The organism is Kocuria tytonicola, from assembly GCF_003687455.1.
GTDB lineage: Bacteria > Actinomycetota > Actinomycetes > Actinomycetales > Micrococcaceae > Kocuria > Kocuria tytonicola.
Window position 1 is genome coordinate 1 of sequence record NZ_PHOA01000010.1, and the last position, 14,893, is coordinate 14,893.

At 71.9% G+C, this 14,893-nt stretch carries 14 protein-coding genes and 1 pseudogene; 2 read left to right on the plus strand and 13 right to left on the minus strand.

Annotation, left to right across the window (positions count from 1 at the left end; genetic code table 11):
• Nucleotides 1-60: 60 nt before the first annotated feature.
• Nucleotides 61-1,137 carry a DNA integrity scanning diadenylate cyclase DisA gene (disA, locus tag CWC38_RS02495; RefSeq protein WP_121845256.1) on the plus strand — a complete coding sequence of 359 codons (1,077 nt, stop codon included), beginning with the start codon at nucleotides 61-63 and terminating at the stop codon, nucleotides 1,135-1,137.
• A gap of 285 nt (nucleotides 1,138-1,422) precedes the next feature.
• Here the strand turns inward: disA and CWC38_RS02500 are convergent, their stop codons facing one another.
• A complete protein-coding gene (locus tag CWC38_RS02500) occupies nucleotides 1,423-2,157 on the minus strand; it encodes a hypothetical protein (protein WP_121845257.1) in 735 nt (244 codons plus the stop codon).
• A gap of 25 nt (nucleotides 2,158-2,182) precedes the next feature.
• Here CWC38_RS02500 and CWC38_RS02505 point away from each other — a divergent pair, with 25 nt between their 5' ends.
• Nucleotides 2,183-3,166, plus strand: coding sequence for an iron-sulfur binding domain-containing protein (locus CWC38_RS02505; protein ID WP_240625007.1), 984 nt, complete (start codon nucleotides 2,183-2,185; stop codon nucleotides 3,164-3,166).
• On the opposite strand, the gene CWC38_RS02510 is transcribed toward CWC38_RS02505, so the two are convergent.
• The 12 genes and pseudogenes from CWC38_RS02510 to folB all read right to left on the minus strand — a co-directional run bounded on the left by CWC38_RS02510 (nucleotide 3,150) and on the right by folB (nucleotide 14,885).
• The gene (locus CWC38_RS02510; protein WP_121845259.1) at nucleotides 3,150-3,668 is read right to left on the minus strand and encodes an amino-acid N-acetyltransferase; all 519 of its coding nucleotides are present in this window, start codon (nucleotides 3,666-3,668) and stop codon (nucleotides 3,150-3,152) included. The genes CWC38_RS02505 and CWC38_RS02510 overlap by 17 nt on opposite strands.
• A 161-nt stretch (nucleotides 3,669-3,829) precedes the next feature.
• Nucleotides 3,830-6,448: an ATP-dependent Clp protease ATP-binding subunit gene (locus tag CWC38_RS02515; RefSeq protein ID WP_121845260.1), complete on the minus strand. Its 2,619-nt coding sequence runs from the start codon at nucleotides 6,446-6,448 to the stop codon at nucleotides 3,830-3,832.
• A gap of 286 nt (nucleotides 6,449-6,734) precedes the next feature.
• Nucleotides 6,735-7,082, minus strand: a complete 348-nt coding sequence (locus CWC38_RS02520) for a histone-like nucleoid-structuring protein Lsr2 (RefSeq protein ID WP_121845261.1) — start codon at nucleotides 7,080-7,082, stop codon at nucleotides 6,735-6,737.
• Nucleotides 7,083-7,311: 229 nt separating this feature from the next.
• Nucleotides 7,312-7,587: a hypothetical protein gene (locus CWC38_RS02525; protein ID WP_240625008.1), complete on the minus strand. Its 276-nt coding sequence runs from the start codon at nucleotides 7,585-7,587 to the stop codon at nucleotides 7,312-7,314.
• A 60-nt stretch (nucleotides 7,588-7,647) separates the two neighbouring features.
• Nucleotides 7,648-9,216, minus strand: a complete 1,569-nt coding sequence (lysS, locus tag CWC38_RS12325; protein WP_439108824.1) for a lysine--tRNA ligase — start codon at nucleotides 9,214-9,216, stop codon at nucleotides 7,648-7,650.
• Nucleotides 9,217-9,219: 3 nt separating this feature from the next.
• Nucleotides 9,220-10,053 (minus strand): annotated as a pseudogene (panC, locus tag CWC38_RS12330) (pantoate--beta-alanine ligase); the annotation flags it as partial.
• Nucleotides 10,050-11,072, minus strand: coding sequence for a Rossmann-like and DUF2520 domain-containing protein (locus tag CWC38_RS02535; RefSeq protein WP_121845264.1), 1,023 nt, complete (start codon nucleotides 11,070-11,072; stop codon nucleotides 10,050-10,052). The pseudogene panC and the gene CWC38_RS02535, both read right to left, overlap by 4 nt.
• 98 nt (nucleotides 11,073-11,170) lie before the next feature.
• Nucleotides 11,171-12,916 (minus strand): PH domain-containing protein, encoded by a 1,746-nt coding sequence (locus tag CWC38_RS02540; RefSeq protein ID WP_240625009.1) that lies wholly within the window; start codon nucleotides 12,914-12,916, stop codon nucleotides 11,171-11,173.
• Nucleotides 12,913-13,428 (minus strand): PH domain-containing protein, encoded by a 516-nt coding sequence (locus CWC38_RS02545; RefSeq protein ID WP_121845265.1) that lies wholly within the window; start codon nucleotides 13,426-13,428, stop codon nucleotides 12,913-12,915. Before CWC38_RS02545 ends, CWC38_RS02540 begins: the two co-directional genes overlap by 4 nt.
• Nucleotides 13,412-13,966 (minus strand): DUF3180 domain-containing protein, encoded by a 555-nt coding sequence (locus CWC38_RS02550; protein WP_121845266.1) that lies wholly within the window; start codon nucleotides 13,964-13,966, stop codon nucleotides 13,412-13,414. The genes CWC38_RS02545 and CWC38_RS02550 overlap by 17 nt, the downstream gene beginning before the upstream one ends.
• On the minus strand, nucleotides 13,954-14,478 hold the full coding sequence (gene folK / locus CWC38_RS02555) for a 2-amino-4-hydroxy-6-hydroxymethyldihydropteridine diphosphokinase (protein WP_121845267.1): 525 nt from the start codon (nucleotides 14,476-14,478) through the stop codon (nucleotides 13,954-13,956). Before folK ends, CWC38_RS02550 begins: the two co-directional genes overlap by 13 nt.
• On the minus strand, nucleotides 14,475-14,885 hold the full coding sequence (gene folB / locus CWC38_RS02560; protein ID WP_121845268.1) for a dihydroneopterin aldolase: 411 nt from the start codon (nucleotides 14,883-14,885) through the stop codon (nucleotides 14,475-14,477). The genes folK and folB overlap by 4 nt, the downstream gene beginning before the upstream one ends.
• Nucleotides 14,886-14,893: the final 8 nt, after the last annotated feature.

The following is a 14,893-nucleotide window of genomic DNA, read 5'->3' on the forward strand; positions in this document are numbered from 1 at the left end:
GAGACAGCCGGGCCCGTGAGGCCGGCGGGTGCGGCCGCTGCCCGCCCGTAGAATGAGGCCGTGGTGAACTCTCGCGAAAGCGCCCTGCGCAAGACCCTCGCCAGGGTCGCCCCCGGCACCGAGCTGCGGACCGGGCTGGAACGCATCCTCCGGGGCCGCACCGGCGCCCTGATCGTCCTGGGCTTCGACCGCTCGGTGGAGTCGCTGTGCTCCGGGGGCTTCGACATCGACACCGACTTCACCCCCACCAAGCTCCGCGAGCTCGCCAAGATGGACGGGGCGATCGTGTGCGACAGGGACGCCACCCGCATCCTCAAGGCCGGGATCCAGCTCATGCCGGACGCGGGGATTCCCACCCAGGAGTCCGGCACCCGGCACCGCTCGGCGGAGCGCACGGCCAAGCAGACCGGGGTGCCCGTGATCTCGGTGAGCGCCTCCATGAGCGTGATCACCATCTACAAGAACGAGCACCGCTACGCGATCGAGGGCTCCCAGGCCATCATGGCCCGTGCCAACCAGGCCCTGCAGACCCTCGAGCACTACAGCAACCGGCTGGAGCAGGTGCTGGGCAGCCTCTCGGCCCTGGAGATCGAGGCGGCGGTGACCGTCCGCGACGTGGCACTCACCCTGCAGCGCATGGAGATGGTGCGCCGGATCTCCGAGGAGATCGCGTGGTACGTGCTGGAGCTCGGCGCGGACGGCCGCCTGATCTCCCTGCAGCTCGAGGAGCTCACGGCGGGCAACGGACCGGGCCCGGACGTGGTGCTGCGGGACTACCTCCCGGAGGCCACGGCCCCCGAGGTGATCGTCGGCTGCCTCGACCAGCTCGCGGAGCTCTCCCCGGCGGAGCTCATCGACCTGCAGAAGGTCGCGGTGGCCGCGGGTCTCACCGGGCCCCAGGCCACACTGGAGACGGACCTGCACCCCCACGGCTACCGGCTGCTGGAGGGCATCAAGTCCATGCCCGGTGCCGTGGCCAAGCGGCTCGTGTCCCAGTTCGACGGTCTCCAGTCCCTCATGGCCGCCAACCTGGAGGACCTGATGTCCGTGGAGGGCATCGGCGAGCAGCGTGCGCGCACCGTGCGCGAGTCTTTGTCCCGGATGGCTGAGACGAGCCTGCTGGACCGCTTCATGTGAGCACCCCGCTCCTCTCCCCCGGCGCTGCTGCCGGCGGGCGCACTCACCCGCGGTTCAGTGGGCGGAGTTGAGCGTCACGGCCGCTCGGTGGGCAGGGCTCATGGGGCTCGCGGCTCGGCAGGTGAGGCCCCACGAGTCAGCGCCTCCGCGCCCGGGACCGGACGGGCGTCGGGCCGAACGCGCATGTGGCCGAGCAAACCTTGGACCGGGCACGCATCGGGCCGCACTGGCGTGGCGCCGGGCGTGCGTGGGACCGCTTGGACGCAGGGCCCGGGGCGCGGTGGATCACTCCAGGACGAAGGCCGCGGGTTCGCTCGTGGTGTCCCCCAGGGACGCGGTGAGCTTGTAGTAGCCCGCGCGCGCCTCTCCCTGGCCCGCCGGACAGCCCTCCGCCGTGCGCCCCCGGTTCCAGGGGAGCCTGGCGGTCTCCTTCTGCCCCGCGTTGAGGGTGATGCTCCGGTCCTCGCCCGCCGCGGCGCAGTGGCGGGAGTCGAACACGGTGTCCGCTCCCGAGACCACGGTGAAGGTCATGCTCCTGCTCCCCGCGTTGACCCTGCAGGGGTGATCCCCGGTGTTCTCGAGGGTCATCGCGAGAACCGGCTGCTCCTTGGCCGGGTAGGACTCCTTGTCCGTGGACGCGGTCACGGAGAGATCGGCCCCGCACTCCGGGGCTGCGGAGCTGCTCGCGCTGGGCGCGGGCGAGCCGGAGGAGGAGGCGGATTCGGAGGGGTCCGGGCGCGGGGTGAAGTCACCGAACTTCTCCTGCGGTCCGGCCTCCGCGGTGGGCGAGACCGCCGGTTCCTGGGCGGCCTGCGGCGCGGCGTCGTCAGCGCTTCCGGAACCGGTGACCGCGCGCACCCCGGCCGCCACACCCCACACGAGCAGGAGGACCAGGACCACGAGCACCGCGAGCGCCACCAGGCGGCGTCGCCGGTAGACGTGGTCCGGGAGCCGGGTCTCCGGGTCCCGGTCAGCGGGGGACGTTCGCGGATCGTGGTGCTCGGAACCGTGGGAAGCCATGGGCTCCAGGCTACCGTGGACGGTGATGAACCCGAACGCCGAAACCCCCGCTCCCAGATACCTGCCGCGCCTGCACCGGGCGGTGGTGGAGTGGTACGGGCGCGAGGCGCGGGACCTGCCGTGGCGCGCCCCGGACCGCACCCCGTGGGGCGTTCTGGTCAGTGAGATCATGCTGCAGCAGACGCCCGTGGTGCGGGTGCTGCCGGTGTGGACCCGGTGGCTCCAGCGGTGGCCCGAGCCCACGGACCTCGCGGCGGCGAGTCCCGCGGACGTCGTGCGGGCCTGGGACCGGCTGGGCTATCCCCGCCGCGCGCTGCGGCTGCACGCGGCGGCCCAGCGCATCCGGGACATCCACGGCGGACGTGTGCCCGAGGACCACGCCGAGCTGCTCGCCCTGCCCGGGATCGGCGCCTACACCGCGGCCGCCGTGGCGGTCTTCGCGTTCGGGCAGCGCCACACCGTGGTGGACACCAACATCCGCAGGGCGCACGCGCGGCTGTTCACCGGCCACGCCCTGCCCGCGCGCTCCCTGACCGCGGCGGAGAACCGGCTGGCAGAGGCCGTGATGCCCGAGGACGTGGCCGGGTCCGTGGCGTGGAACCAGGCGGTCATGGAGCTCGGTGCGCTCGTGTGCACCGCCCGGGCACCCCGGTGCGGGCAGTGTCCCGTGCGGGACGAGTGCGCGTGGGTGGCCGCCGGCAGCCCGCCCGCGGCGGAGAAGCCCCGCGGCCAGTCGTGGCAGGGCACCGACCGCCAGGTGCGCGGCGCCGTGATGGCCGTGCTGCGGGCCGCCCAGGACCCCGTGCCCAGGCCCCTGCTCCTCACGGACCTCGCCGGCTCCGAGCAGCTCGCGGCCGGGCACAGTGCGCCCCCGGACGTGGTGGTGGAACGGCTCGGTGCGCTGTGGCGGCTGGATGCGCCCACGGAGCAACGAGAACGGGCCCTGGCCGGGCTGCTGGCCGACGGTCTGGCGGCAGAGGAGCCGGCGGGGATCAGGCTCCCGGGCTGAGGGACCGGATCATCCGCGTGTTGCCCAGCGTGTTGGGCTTCACGCGCGCGAGGTCCAGGAACTCCGCCACGCCCTCGTCGTGGGAGCGCAGCAGCTCGCCGAACACCTCGGCGGGGATCGTCTCCTGGTTGGCCATGACCTCGAAGCCGTGAGCCGCGAAGAAGCTCACCTCGAACGTGAGGCAGAAGACGCGGCTGACCCCCAGCCGTTCGGCGCGGGCCATCAGCTCGCGCAGCATCCGCGTTCCCACACCGTGACCGCGTGCCGCCGGGGACGTGGCCAGGGTGCGCACCTCCGCCAGGTCCTCCCACATCACGTGCAGCGCCCCGCAGCCCACCAGGGTGCCGGACTCGTCCTCCGCGACCACGAACTCCTGGATGCTCTCGTAGTACGTGACGGTGTCCTTGGTGATCAGGATGCGCTCGGCCGCCATGGGAGCCACGAGCTCCTTGATGCCGTGCACGTCGGACGTCCTCGCGGGACGGATGCGGATCTCAGCCATGGTTCCGACTGTACGCGGGGCCACGGTGCCCGCCGCCCCGTGCGCCCGCAGGCCGTCCCGGAATGCGCGACCGGGCGGCGTCGTCCACCGTGGTGGTGGACGACGCCGCCCGCTCGTCGTGACCGCGCCCCGCACCTCGGCAGGGCGTCAGCGCCGCGGGATCAGGCCTGCGCCTGGGCCGCCCCGCCGCCGGTATCCCCGCCGGTGTGCGGTGCCCGCGGGACGTCCTTGCCGGACTGGCTGTCGTCGCGGTCCGAGAGGGTCGGGGTGTTCTCGATCTCCTGGATCTCCTCGTCGGACAGCTCGGACATGGGCGTGGAGGCGAACGTGAACGTGGCGGCGTCGCCCTCGCCCTCGACGCCCACCGTGATCTTCTCGCCCGAGGCGATCTCCCCGAACAGGATCCGCTCGGAGAGCTGGTCCTCGATCTCGCGCTGCATGGTGCGCCGCAGCGGACGGGCGCCCATGGCGGGGTCGTAGCCCTTGCTCGCCACGAGCTTCTTCGCCTCGTCCGTGAGCGTGATGGACATGTCCTGCTCGCGCAGCCGCTGCTGCAGCCGCGCCACGAACAGGTCCACGATCTGGACGATCTCGGACTCGCTCAGCTGCGGGAACACGATGATCTCGTCCACGCGGTTCAGGAACTCGGGGCGGAAGTGCTCCTTGAGCTCCTCCTGCACCTTGGCCTGCATCCGGTCGTAGGACGTGGCGGCGTCACCGCTGGCCTGGAAGCCCACGGGAACGGTGCGGGAGATGTCCCGGGTGCCCAGGTTCGTGGTCATGATGATCACGGTGTTCTTGAAGTCCACCACGCGGCCCTGCGAGTCGGTGAGACGACCGTCCTCGAGGATCTGCAGCAGGGAGTTGAAGAGGTCCTGGTGGGCCTTCTCCACCTCGTCGAAGAGCACCACGGAGAACGGCTTGCGGCGGACCTTCTCGGTCAGCTGGCCACCCTCCTCGTAGCCCACGTAGCCCGGAGGGGCACCGAAGAGCCGCGAGACGGTGTGCTTCTCCTGGTACTCGGACATGTCCAGCGTGATGAGGGCGTCCTCGTCACCGAACAGGAAGTCGGCGAGCGCCTTGGCCAGCTCGGTCTTGCCCACACCGGTGGGCCCGGCGAAGATGAACGAGCCCCCGGGACGACGCGGGTCCTTCAGACCCGCACGCGTGCGCCGGATGGAGCGGGACAGGGCCTTGATGGCCTCGTTCTGCCCGATGACGCGCTTGTGCAGCTCGTCCTCCATGTGCAGCAGACGGCCGGACTCCTCCTCGGACAGCTTGTACACGGGCACACCCGTGGACGCCGAGAGGACGTCGGAGATGACCTCGGGGGTGACCTCGGAGATCTGGTCGTCGCCCTCGCGCCAGGCCGTGTCCTTCTCGTCCCGCTCCGCGATGAGCTTCTGCTCGGTGTCGCGCAGGGAGGCAGCCTTCTCGTAGTCCTGGTCCTCGATCGCGGCTTCCTTGGCGCTCTTGGTCTCCGCGATGCGCTCGTCCAGGGCCTTGATCTCGGGCGGGGCCGTCATGCGCTTGATGCGCAGCCGGGCACCGGCCTCGTCGATCAGGTCGATGGCCTTGTCCGGGAGGAACCGGTCCGAGACGTAGCGGGCGGACATGCTGACCGCGGACTCCAGGGCCTCGTCCGAGATGGACACCCGGTGGTGCGCCTCGTACTTGTCCCGCAGCCCCTTGAGGATCTCCACGGCGTGGGCCTCGGAGGGCTCGTCCACCTGGATGGGCTGGAAGCGGCGCTCCAGCGCGGCGTCCTTCTCGATGTGCTTGCGGTACTCGTCCAGCGTGGTGGCACCGATGGTCTGCAGCTCACCGCGGGCCAGCATGGGCTTGAGGATCGAGGCGGCGTCGATCGCGCCCTCGGCGGCCCCCGCGCCCACCAGGGTGTGGATCTCGTCGATGAACAGGATGATGTCCCCGCGCGTGCGGATCTCCTTGAGCACCTTCTTCAGGCGCTCCTCGAAGTCACCGCGGTAGCGGGAACCGGCCACCAGGGAGCCGAGGTCCAGCGTGTAGAGCTGCTTGTCCTTGAGGGTCTCGGGCACGTCTCCGCGCACGATGGCCTGGGCGAGCCCCTCGACCACCGCGGTCTTGCCCACGCCCGGCTCGCCGATCAGCACGGGGTTGTTCTTGGTGCGGCGCGAGAGGACCTGCATGACGCGCTCCATCTCGCGGTAGCGCCCGATGACGGGGTCCAGCTTGGACTCGCGCGCCGCGGCCGTGAGGTTGCGGCCGAACTGGTCCAGCACGGCGGAGCCCGCAGGGGTGCCATCCGCACGGCCACCGCCGCCCACACCGGCGGCCTCCTTCTCGCCACCGGAGCTGCCGGACTGGTAGCCGGAGATCAGCTCCAGGACCGTGGCCCGCACCTTGGCGGGCTCCGCCCCGAGCTTGACCAGCACCTGGGAGGCCACGCCCTCGCCGGCGCGGATGATGCCGAGCAGGATGTGCTCGGTGCCGATGTAGTTGTGCCCCAGCTGCAGCGCCTCGCGCAGCGAGTGCTCCAGCACCTTCTTGGCGCGGGGCGTGAACGGGATGTGGCCCGAGGGGGCCTGCTGCCCCGGGCCGATGATGTCCTGGACCTGCTCCCGCGCGGCGCTCAGGGTGATCCCCATGGAGTCGAGGGCCTTGGCGGCAACACCCTCCCCCTCGTGGATCAGGCCGAGCAGCAGGTGCTCGGTCCCGATGTAGTTGTGGTTGAGCATCCTGGCCTCTTCCTGGGCCAGCACGACCACCCGGCGGGCACGGTCGGTGAAGCGTTCGAACATGGATACTCCTTCATTGATCTCTGCCCACGATGCTAGGCACCCGATTCGCCGCCATGGGCACTGTTCGCCACTGGCGCACGGTGTGCGGCTCTCAGCGATATCCGCGTTTTCCGGTGCGGCGGGGCCGCGATTACCGTTCCCACCCGGGGCCGGGAACAGCAGCGGCCGGAACACGCCATCTCTGGCGCATTCCGGCCGGTGCGGCAGGATCTGCGGTATTCCCGGGCGGCCCGGGTGTCACACCGCGCGCCGCGCGGTGCTTCCACCGGGCGACGTGCGGGAGACCTCAGCCGTTGTGGGCGGCGTAGTACTTGTCCTGGATGTCCTGGTGGATGCGGCCGCGGTCCGAGACCTGCAGGCCCTGCTCCTTGGCCCAGGCGCGGATCTTGGGGGTCTCGGGGTTGCCGGAGCGGCTCGGGCGCGTGGTGGTCCCCGAGCTGCGGGCCCCCTTCGCGGAGGACGTGGCCCGGCGGCCCGCCGCCACGTAGGGGCGCAGCGCGTCACGCAGCTTGGTGGCGTTCTCGGAGCTGAGGTCGATCTCGTACTGGCCGCCGTCGAGGCCGAAACGCACGGTCTCGTTGGCCTCGCCACCGTCGATGTCGTCTTCCAGGATGATTTTCACGGTCTGAGCCATGGTCAGCTCCTCCAAACGCCCCGCGGGCTGTCTCGTCGAATTGTGCGCACTTGCACGTCAATGGTGTGAGGTGAAACACAGGATCTCGTCCCGGCTGCCGGACCGTGTATTCCCGCAAATGCCGCTGGGATCAACGCGGGGGTGAATACCCGGTTCGCGCGGGGAGAGAGATCTATTGCTGAATCACTGCGTCCATCATTGCACGGCATTGCAGGAATGTCATCACGGGCTATTTCCCGCGATTGTGGTCCTCGGATGAATCACGAATGGGAATGCTGCCCCGCAGTCCCAGGCCGCGCTGCGCGCGGGGGTTTTCCTCCGTGCTGCCGAAGGGGGTGTTCTCCCCCTCACGCTCCTGCACCGCGCGGTACCACTGCTCGGCATCCTCCTGGGCGTCCTTCTGGGCACCGCGTTCCGCCCTGTCGCCGCGCAGCAACCACCGCATGATCAGGTAGAACACCACCCCCACACCGAGAGAGGGGGCGAAGACTGCCAGGTATTCCATGGTGGTGATGATCCTCTCCGGGACTGGACGGTTCCTGGGCGCGGGAATGCCGCGCGGGGCTCACTCGGGTTTCATGAGCGGGAAGAGAATGGTTTCCCGGATCCCCAGATCGGTGAACAGCATGATGAGCCGGTCCAGGCCCAGACCCAGGCCACCCATGGGGGGAGCGCCGTGCTCCAGTGCGCGCAGGAAGTCCTCGTCCAGCTGCATGGCCTCGTCGTCACCGGCCGCCGCGAGCCGGGACTGCTCCACGAGTCGTTCCCGCTGCACCACGGGGTCCACGAGCTCGGAGAAGGCTGTGCCGCGCTCCATGCCGCCGATGATGAGGTCCCACGCCTCGATCAGTCCCGGCTCGCTGCGGTGCGGACGCGCGAGGGGCTGGGCGGCCGGCGGGTAGTCGTACACGAACGTGGGCTGGAGCAGGGTGGGCTCCACGATCTCCTCGAAGAGCTCCATGACGAGCTTCTGCGCATCCCACGCGGGGTTCACGGCGATCCCGCGCTCCGCCGCGAGCTCCCGCAGCTCCGCGGCAGGGGTCTCGGGCGTGACGGTGCGCCCCACGGCCTCGGACAGGCCCGGGTACACGGGCACCCAGGCCCACTCGCCGAACAGCTCGATGCGGCCCTGCGGGGTGTCGATGCCCTCCACACCGAGCACGCGGGCGCACTCCTGGATGATCTCCCTGATCCGCTCCGCCATCGTGAACTGGTCCCCGTAGGCCTCGTACGCCTCCAGGGTGGTGAACTCGGGGCTGTGGGAGGAGTCCACGCCCTCGTTGCGGAAGACCCGGCCGATCTCGAAGACCTTGTCGATCCCGCCCACCACGGCGCGCTTGAGGTAGAGCTCCGTGGCGATCCGCAGGGTCATGTCCTGGTCGAACGCGTTGAGGTGGGTCTCGAACGGCCGTGCCGCCGCGCCGCCGTGCACCAGCTGGAGCATGGGAGTCTCGATCTCCACGTAGCCCTGCTCCTCCATGACGCGGCGCACGGTGCGCGTGATCAGGGAGCGGGTGAGGACGACGTCGCGCGCCTCCTGGCGCACGATCAGGTCCAGGTAGCGCTGGCGCACCCGGGTCTCCTCGTTGAGCTCCTTGTGCATGGTGGGCAGCGGCCGCAGCGCCTTGGAGGCCAGGGTCCAGGAGTCCGCCATGACGGAGAGCTCCCCGCGGCGGGAGCTGATGACGCGACCCGTGATGGCCACGAAGTCCCCGAGGTCCACCACGGACTTCCACTGCGCGAGCGCCTCGTCCCCCACATTGGCCTTGGAGAGCATGGCCTGCAGCCGGGTGCCGTCCCCCTCCTGCACGGTGGCGAAGCACAGCTTGCCCGTGTTGCGCACGTGCACCACGCGCCCCGCCACGGTGACCACGTGGTCGGTCTCCTCACCGGGCTCCAGGTGGCCGAACTCCTCGCGCACGCTGGCGAGGGTGGTGGTGCGGTGGACGTCCACCGGGTACGGCTCCATGCCGGAGTCCGCGGCGGCCTGGCGTTTGGCGGCGCGCACGGCCATCTGGTCGTTGAGTTCGCGCGCGCTCAGCTCCGGATCGGTGCTGGCGGGCTCGGCGGGAACGGTGGTCTCAGGCTGCTCGGTCACAGTGGACCAGGATACCGTCCGCGCTCGGATCCGCATGTTGTCGATCAGCCGGGTGGGCCCCACCCACGCGGCCACGAGCGCGAGCGTCCCGGGAGCGGGCTCCACGAGCGCGAGGTTCGCGGGGTCCACGGTCACCAGGTAGTCCAGGCGCACGTCGGGCTCGGCGGCCACGCGGCGTCGGGCCTGCTCCAGCGTGAGCTCCCCGGCGGCGAGGGCGCTGAGCGTGCGGTGCAGCACCAGCGCGTGCCCGGCCTGCTCCGGGGAGAGGTACTGGTTGCGCGAGGACAGCGCGAGGCCCTCCGGGGAGCGGACGATGGGCACGGGGCGGATCTCCACCCGGTGGTCGAGATCACGCACCATGCGCTGCATGAGCAGCAGCTGCTGGGCGTCCTTCTCCCCGAAGTAGGCGCGGAACGGGACGCCGGGGCCCGGGGCCATGATGGTGAGGAGCTTGCTGACCACCGTCAGTGCGCCGTCGAAGTGCCCGGGCCGGGTGGCGCCCTCCAGGATCGATCCCGCGGCTCCGGAGGTCACCGACACCACGGGCGTGCCGTCCGGGTACATCTCCCGCACGTCCGGGGCGAACACGAGGTCCACGCCCTCCCGGGCCAGCAGCGCCACGTCCTGCTCCAGCTGCCGGGGATAGCTCTCGTAGTCCTCCCCCGGGCCGAACTGCAGCGGGTTCACGAACACCGAGACGACCGCGAGGTCGTTCTCCGCCCGCGTGCGCCGCGCGATCTCCAGGTGCCCGCGGTGCAGCGCACCCATGGTGGGCAACAGGCCCAGGCTCTCGGCACCGCCCGCCACCCGCTGCGCGATCGCCTCGCGCAGTCCTGCCACGGTGGTGCACACCACGGGTTCGCCCACGGTCACTCCTCGTCCTCGAGCGCGGCCAGCACCGCGCGGTACGTCGTGGCATCCAGTCTGCCCGAGGTCACCGCGCGGGCCGCCGTCTGCCGCCCCAGCGCCCGGTACCCGGCCAGCAGCTGCGCTCCCGGGCTGGCCCCCGCTGCGGAACGCACCTCCGACGGCGCGTGGGCCGCGTCGGCGGCAGGCGCCCGGGCGCCGTGCTCGTCGCGGGCCGCGTCGACCGCGTGCGCTCCCGGGGCGACGCCGCCCTGACCGGAGAGCTCGCGCAGCGCTGCGACGTGGGCGGCCACGGTGGAGATGTCCCCGCGGGCCACCGGCCCGGTGAGCGCGGACTCCCCCGAGGCCAGGGCGTTGTCCACCGTGGCGCGCACGAGGGGGCCCAGCACGCGGTCGGGGTGCTCCACACCGATCTCCCCGAGGATCTGCATGGCCTCGCCGAGCACCGTCATCACGTGGTTGGAGCCGTGGGCGAGAGCGGCGTGGTACAGCGGGCGGTCGGCCTCCGCAACCACGACGGGCTCGGCCCCCATCTCCACCACGAGCGCCTGGGCAATGGGGAGCACGGGGGCCGCGGCGGTCACCCCGAAGCTGCAGTCCACGAGCCGCTGCAGGTCCATGCTCAGCCCGGTGAAGGTCATGGCGGGGTGCACGGCCAGCCCGATGGCGCCGGCGGAGCGAACGGGTTCCAGGACGTCCGTGCCGAAACGGCCCGCGGTGTGCACCACCAGCTGGCCGGGCTGCCACGCACCGGTGGCCGCGAGACCGGCCACGAGTCCCGGGAGCTGGTCGTCCGGGACCGCGAGCAGCACGAGCTCGCTGCGCTCCACAATGGTCTCCACGTCCAGCACCGGGACGTCCGGCAGCAGGGCCGCGGCCCGCTCGTGGCTCTGCGCCGACGACGCGTGGACCCCCACCACGGCGTGGCCCGCCGCCCGCAGCGCGGCCCCCAGGACCGCACCCACCTTTCCGGCGCTGATGACTCCCACGCCGAGACGGCCGGGACGGTGACTGGGTGAGGACACGCGAAGACTCCTTGCAGGGGAACGGCCGGGCGCGCCCGCACCGCAGACGGGATGGTGGTCTGCGCGGCGGGAGCACGTGCGGCCACGGCACGCACAGGCTAGCGCACGGTGTCGGGTGCCGGGGCCGCCGTGCTCCAGGGCCGCTCGGGCGCGCGGGCGCCGACCCGGGCCCTGGCCGCGCGGGCGAGCTGCGTGTGCCGCTCCAGCAGGGCACGGGCGTCCGCGACATCCAGGTGGGCCACCGCCGTGGTCACGGAGCCAGGGGTCACGTGCACCGAGAGGTCGCTGAGCCCGAACCGACGCTCCAAAGGCCCCTGGGACAGTGCTGCGGACTGGGTCTTGTGATGCGGGACCACGCTCGCGTGGCGGGCGAGTCGTCCGCGCCGAAGGACGAGAACCGCCTCGTCCATCGCGAAACCGGTGCGCCGCCAGGTGAGCGGGTCCAGCCAGCGCGCCCGCCGCGGACTCGTGGTGAAGTTCTCGCCGCCCCCGATTCCGCGGAGCCCCTCGGTCACAAGATCCGTGGGGGTCAGCTCCAGCGGCAGCACCAGCTCCAGCACGCCGCGGACCTGCTCCCACGTGCCCACGGGCAGCACCACGGAGCCGAGCGTCTCCGTCCCACCGGCCCCTCCCTTGCCCGCCGTGGTGACCGTGACCCGGTGGCCGCCGAAGAACCGCCACAGCAACGGCGCGGTGACCTCCAGTGCCTGCACCCGGCCGGTGGGGATGGTGGAGGAGCGTTCGTTGAACAGCCCCGACCGGGTCCGCACGCCCTCGGGGACCTCGCTCAGGGTGAATCCCCAGCTGCGTTCGAGCCGGGAGTACAGCCCGGAGACCACGCCCAGCAGGGGCGGGACGGCCGTGGGCAGCACCACGACCAGCGCCTCGGGGAACCACACGGACAGACCCGCCATGAGCAGTGCGAGCAGCAGCAGCACCACGGCGGGCGGGGAGCACACGAGCGCGAGCAGCACGCGGGCGGTGGGGACCGTGAACACCCGCCGCAGCTCGTCCCGTTCGCTGAGGATCCCGTACTTCTGCGCCACCCGGACGTCCACACCCTCGCGGGAGCGCCCGGACCGGGTGCCGGGGGCCGGGTCTGCACCGGCGCTGCCCGCCTCGGCGTCCGGAACGGCCGCGGGCGACGTCGCCCGGGCCGTCTCCTGCCGCTCGGCGGCACGGTGGGCGGCCACGAGGAGCTGGCTCCGCAGCTCCCGCGCGTGGTCACGTCCCAGGTAGGAGAGCTCGAGCACGCTGGAGCCGCCGTCGGCCACGTCGAACTTCAGGGAGGACAGCCCCAGGACGCGGGGCAGGAACCGGCGTTCCACGTCGATGCCCTGCACCCGGTCCAGGCGCGCCTGCCGCTGGGTGCGGAAGAGCCAGCCACTGCGAAACCGCACGTGCTCGCCCGTGATCTGATAGCGGGTGAACCACCAGGACAGCAGGCCCAAACCGATCAGCACCCCCAGCACACCGCACAGCACCGCGAGCCCGAGACCGGCGCCGACCACGCGGACCGCACCGCCCACGTCCACCTGGATCGGCTCGTGCTTGACGAAGGACGAGACGACGTCGTCCACGAACGTGTTGGCGAAGCCCCACACCAGCGCCACGAGCAGCAGCCAGCTGCGCACGAAGGGGGTGAGGAGGTGGACCCGGTGCCACTCGCCGTCCACCTCCCCGCCCGGGGCCGCGGCGTCGCGGGACTGGGGTGCTCCGGGCGCGACGGCTGGGGCGGATGCCGCAGCCGGGGGTGACGGGGTGCCGGGGTCCGCGGTTCCGCCCCCGGACCTCTCCCAGGGGGCTGCGGGCAGCTCCGGACGGGTCTCCTCCCCGCCCGTCACAGCCCCACCATGTGCTCTTCCCCGCGCTCCGTGAGCTGCTCGCGCAGTCGGTCCGCCTCCTCCCGGGGCAGCCCGGGAAGCACGGCGTCAGTGCTCGCGGAGGCAGTGTGGAGCGTGACCGAGGCGAGCCCGAACGCGTTGAGCACCGGCCCGGTCTTGATGTCCACGTACTGCATGCGGCCGTAGGGCACCACGGTCACCGTGCGGAAGAACAACCCCTTGCGCAGCCACAGCTCCGTGGGCGCCTCCGCATAGCCGATGGCTCGCACGCGGCGCGGCACCAGGAAGAGGTTGACCCCGCCCCACACGAGCACCACGCCGGCGGGCAGCCACAGCCACCACGGTGCGCTCCCCTCCCACGTGCCCAGCAGGTGCAGCACGAGCGGCACGGAGACGACCACCGCCCACACGAGCGTGGTGATCACGGCGCCGATCAGGCGGACCCGCAGGTACTTGGGCGACACGTGCCGCCACTGCAGGCCCGGCGGGCTGAGCTCAGTGGTCGCGGGCATATCCTCCCTCTCCGGCGGCGTACGGATCCTGCCGTCCACCGTAAGGGGTCTCCTCCTCCGCGTCCGGGTCATCCGGAGGGAGCCTGCAGAATTTCTCCACGATCCACCCGAGCACCGCCAGCAGGATGCCCGCGACCACGTGCACCACGCACAGCCACAACGGCTCCTGGGTGGAGCGCACGCCGAGCAGCGCGATCTGCTCCACCCCGATCCCGGCGTGCCACCCGGCGCACAGGGCACCGTAGAACGCCACGGCCTGCGCCGCCGCCGCGGTGCCCACGGCCCACACCGGGTCGTACGGCGCGCGCCGGGCGGGATCACGACGCCGCCCGCTCCCCTTGTGCGGGTCCCGGTAGGCGCGCACGCGCAGGCCCAGGTAGCCCAGCACGAGTGCCGCGCCGAGCTCCGCAACCAGGCTGAGCCACGGCAGGATCAGCAGGCTCTGGACGGTGCCGCCCGCCACGCGGTCGAGGCTCCACCCCACGGCCCCGGCCACCGCGGCGGCCGCCGCGAGGGACGGCAGGTTCAGGTAGCGCACGGCGGCTCCTCCTCCGGTCTCAGGGTGTGGTGGGTGACGGTCAGGTCCGCGAGGTCCGGTGCCGCGCGGGCCAGCTCGGCCACGGAGGCGCCGGCCAGTTCTGCCGCGGGGTCCATCAGGGCCCACGGCTGCAGCACGAAGGCCCGCTCGTGCGCCCGGGGGTGCGGCAGCACGAGCCGCGGGTCCGTGCTGCACACCCCCTCGAAGCTCACGACGTCCAGGTCCAGGGTGCGGGGTCCCCAGCGGACCTCCCGGGTGCGGCCGTGCCGGTTCTCGATCTCCTGGCACACGGAGAGCACCTGCTCCGGGGTGAGCTCCGTGCGCAGCTCCGCCACGGCGTTGAGGTAGTCCGGGGAGTCCCCCGGACCGCCCACGGCCCGGGTGGCCACCACGGGCGACACCGCGCTCACGGTGGTTCCGGGCGATCCTGCCAGGTCCCGGACGGCCGCGCGCAGGGTGGCCACCCGGTCCCCGAGGTTCGCGCCCAGGGCCACGATGCACCGGGCCGTCACCGTGCGCCTCCATCCGGGAGGCCGGCGCGCGTGCGGCAGATGCTCACCGCCACGTCGGAGAACGTGACGTCGATGGGCGCCTTGGGCTTGTGCACGGTCACGTCCAGTGCGACGATGGCCGGAAAACTCGCGAGGAGGGCGCGGGCGATCTCCTCCGCGAGCGCCTCGATCAGCTGGAAGCGGGTGCCGATGATGATCTCCCGCACCATTTCCGCCACCTCGCCGTAGTGCACGGTGAGGGTGAGGTCGTCCGTGGCGGCGGCGGGGCGCAGGTCCACGTGCAGCACGAGGTCCACGAAGAACGGCTGGCCGCTGCGCCGCTCCTTCTCGAACACCCCGTGGTACCCCACGGCGCCCAGGCCGGTGAGGGTGATGCGGTCGAGGGGCGGCTGGTGAGGGCTGTCCATGCTGGTGC

What these genes read in the sequence shown, in the direction of transcription:
- CWC38_RS02500 (WP_121845257.1), bottom strand. Translation starts at nt 2,157, where the DNA reads ATGGCTTCCCACGGTTCCGAGCACCACGATCCGCGAACGTCCCCCGCT.
- CWC38_RS02505 (WP_240625007.1), top strand. Translation starts at nt 2,183, where the DNA reads ATGAACCCGAACGCCGAAACCCCCGCTCCCAGATACCTGCCGCGCCTG.
- CWC38_RS02510 (WP_121845259.1), bottom strand. Translation starts at nt 3,668, where the DNA reads ATGGCTGAGATCCGCATCCGTCCCGCGAGGACGTCCGACGTGCACGGC.
- CWC38_RS02515 (WP_121845260.1), bottom strand. Translation starts at nt 6,448, where the DNA reads ATGTTCGAACGCTTCACCGACCGTGCCCGCCGGGTGGTCGTGCTGGCC.
- CWC38_RS02520 (WP_121845261.1), bottom strand. Translation starts at nt 7,082, where the DNA reads ATGGCTCAGACCGTGAAAATCATCCTGGAAGACGACATCGACGGTGGC.
- CWC38_RS02525 (WP_240625008.1), bottom strand. Translation starts at nt 7,587, where the DNA reads ATGGAATACCTGGCAGTCTTCGCCCCCTCTCTCGGTGTGGGGGTGGTG.
- lysS (WP_439108824.1), bottom strand. Translation starts at nt 9,216, where the DNA reads ATGCGGATCCGAGCGCGGACGGTATCCTGGTCCACTGTGACCGAGCAG.
- CWC38_RS02545 (WP_121845265.1), bottom strand. Translation starts at nt 13,428, where the DNA reads ATGCCCGCGACCACTGAGCTCAGCCCGCCGGGCCTGCAGTGGCGGCAC.
- folB (WP_121845268.1), bottom strand. Translation starts at nt 14,885, where the DNA reads ATGGACAGCCCTCACCAGCCGCCCCTCGACCGCATCACCCTCACCGGC.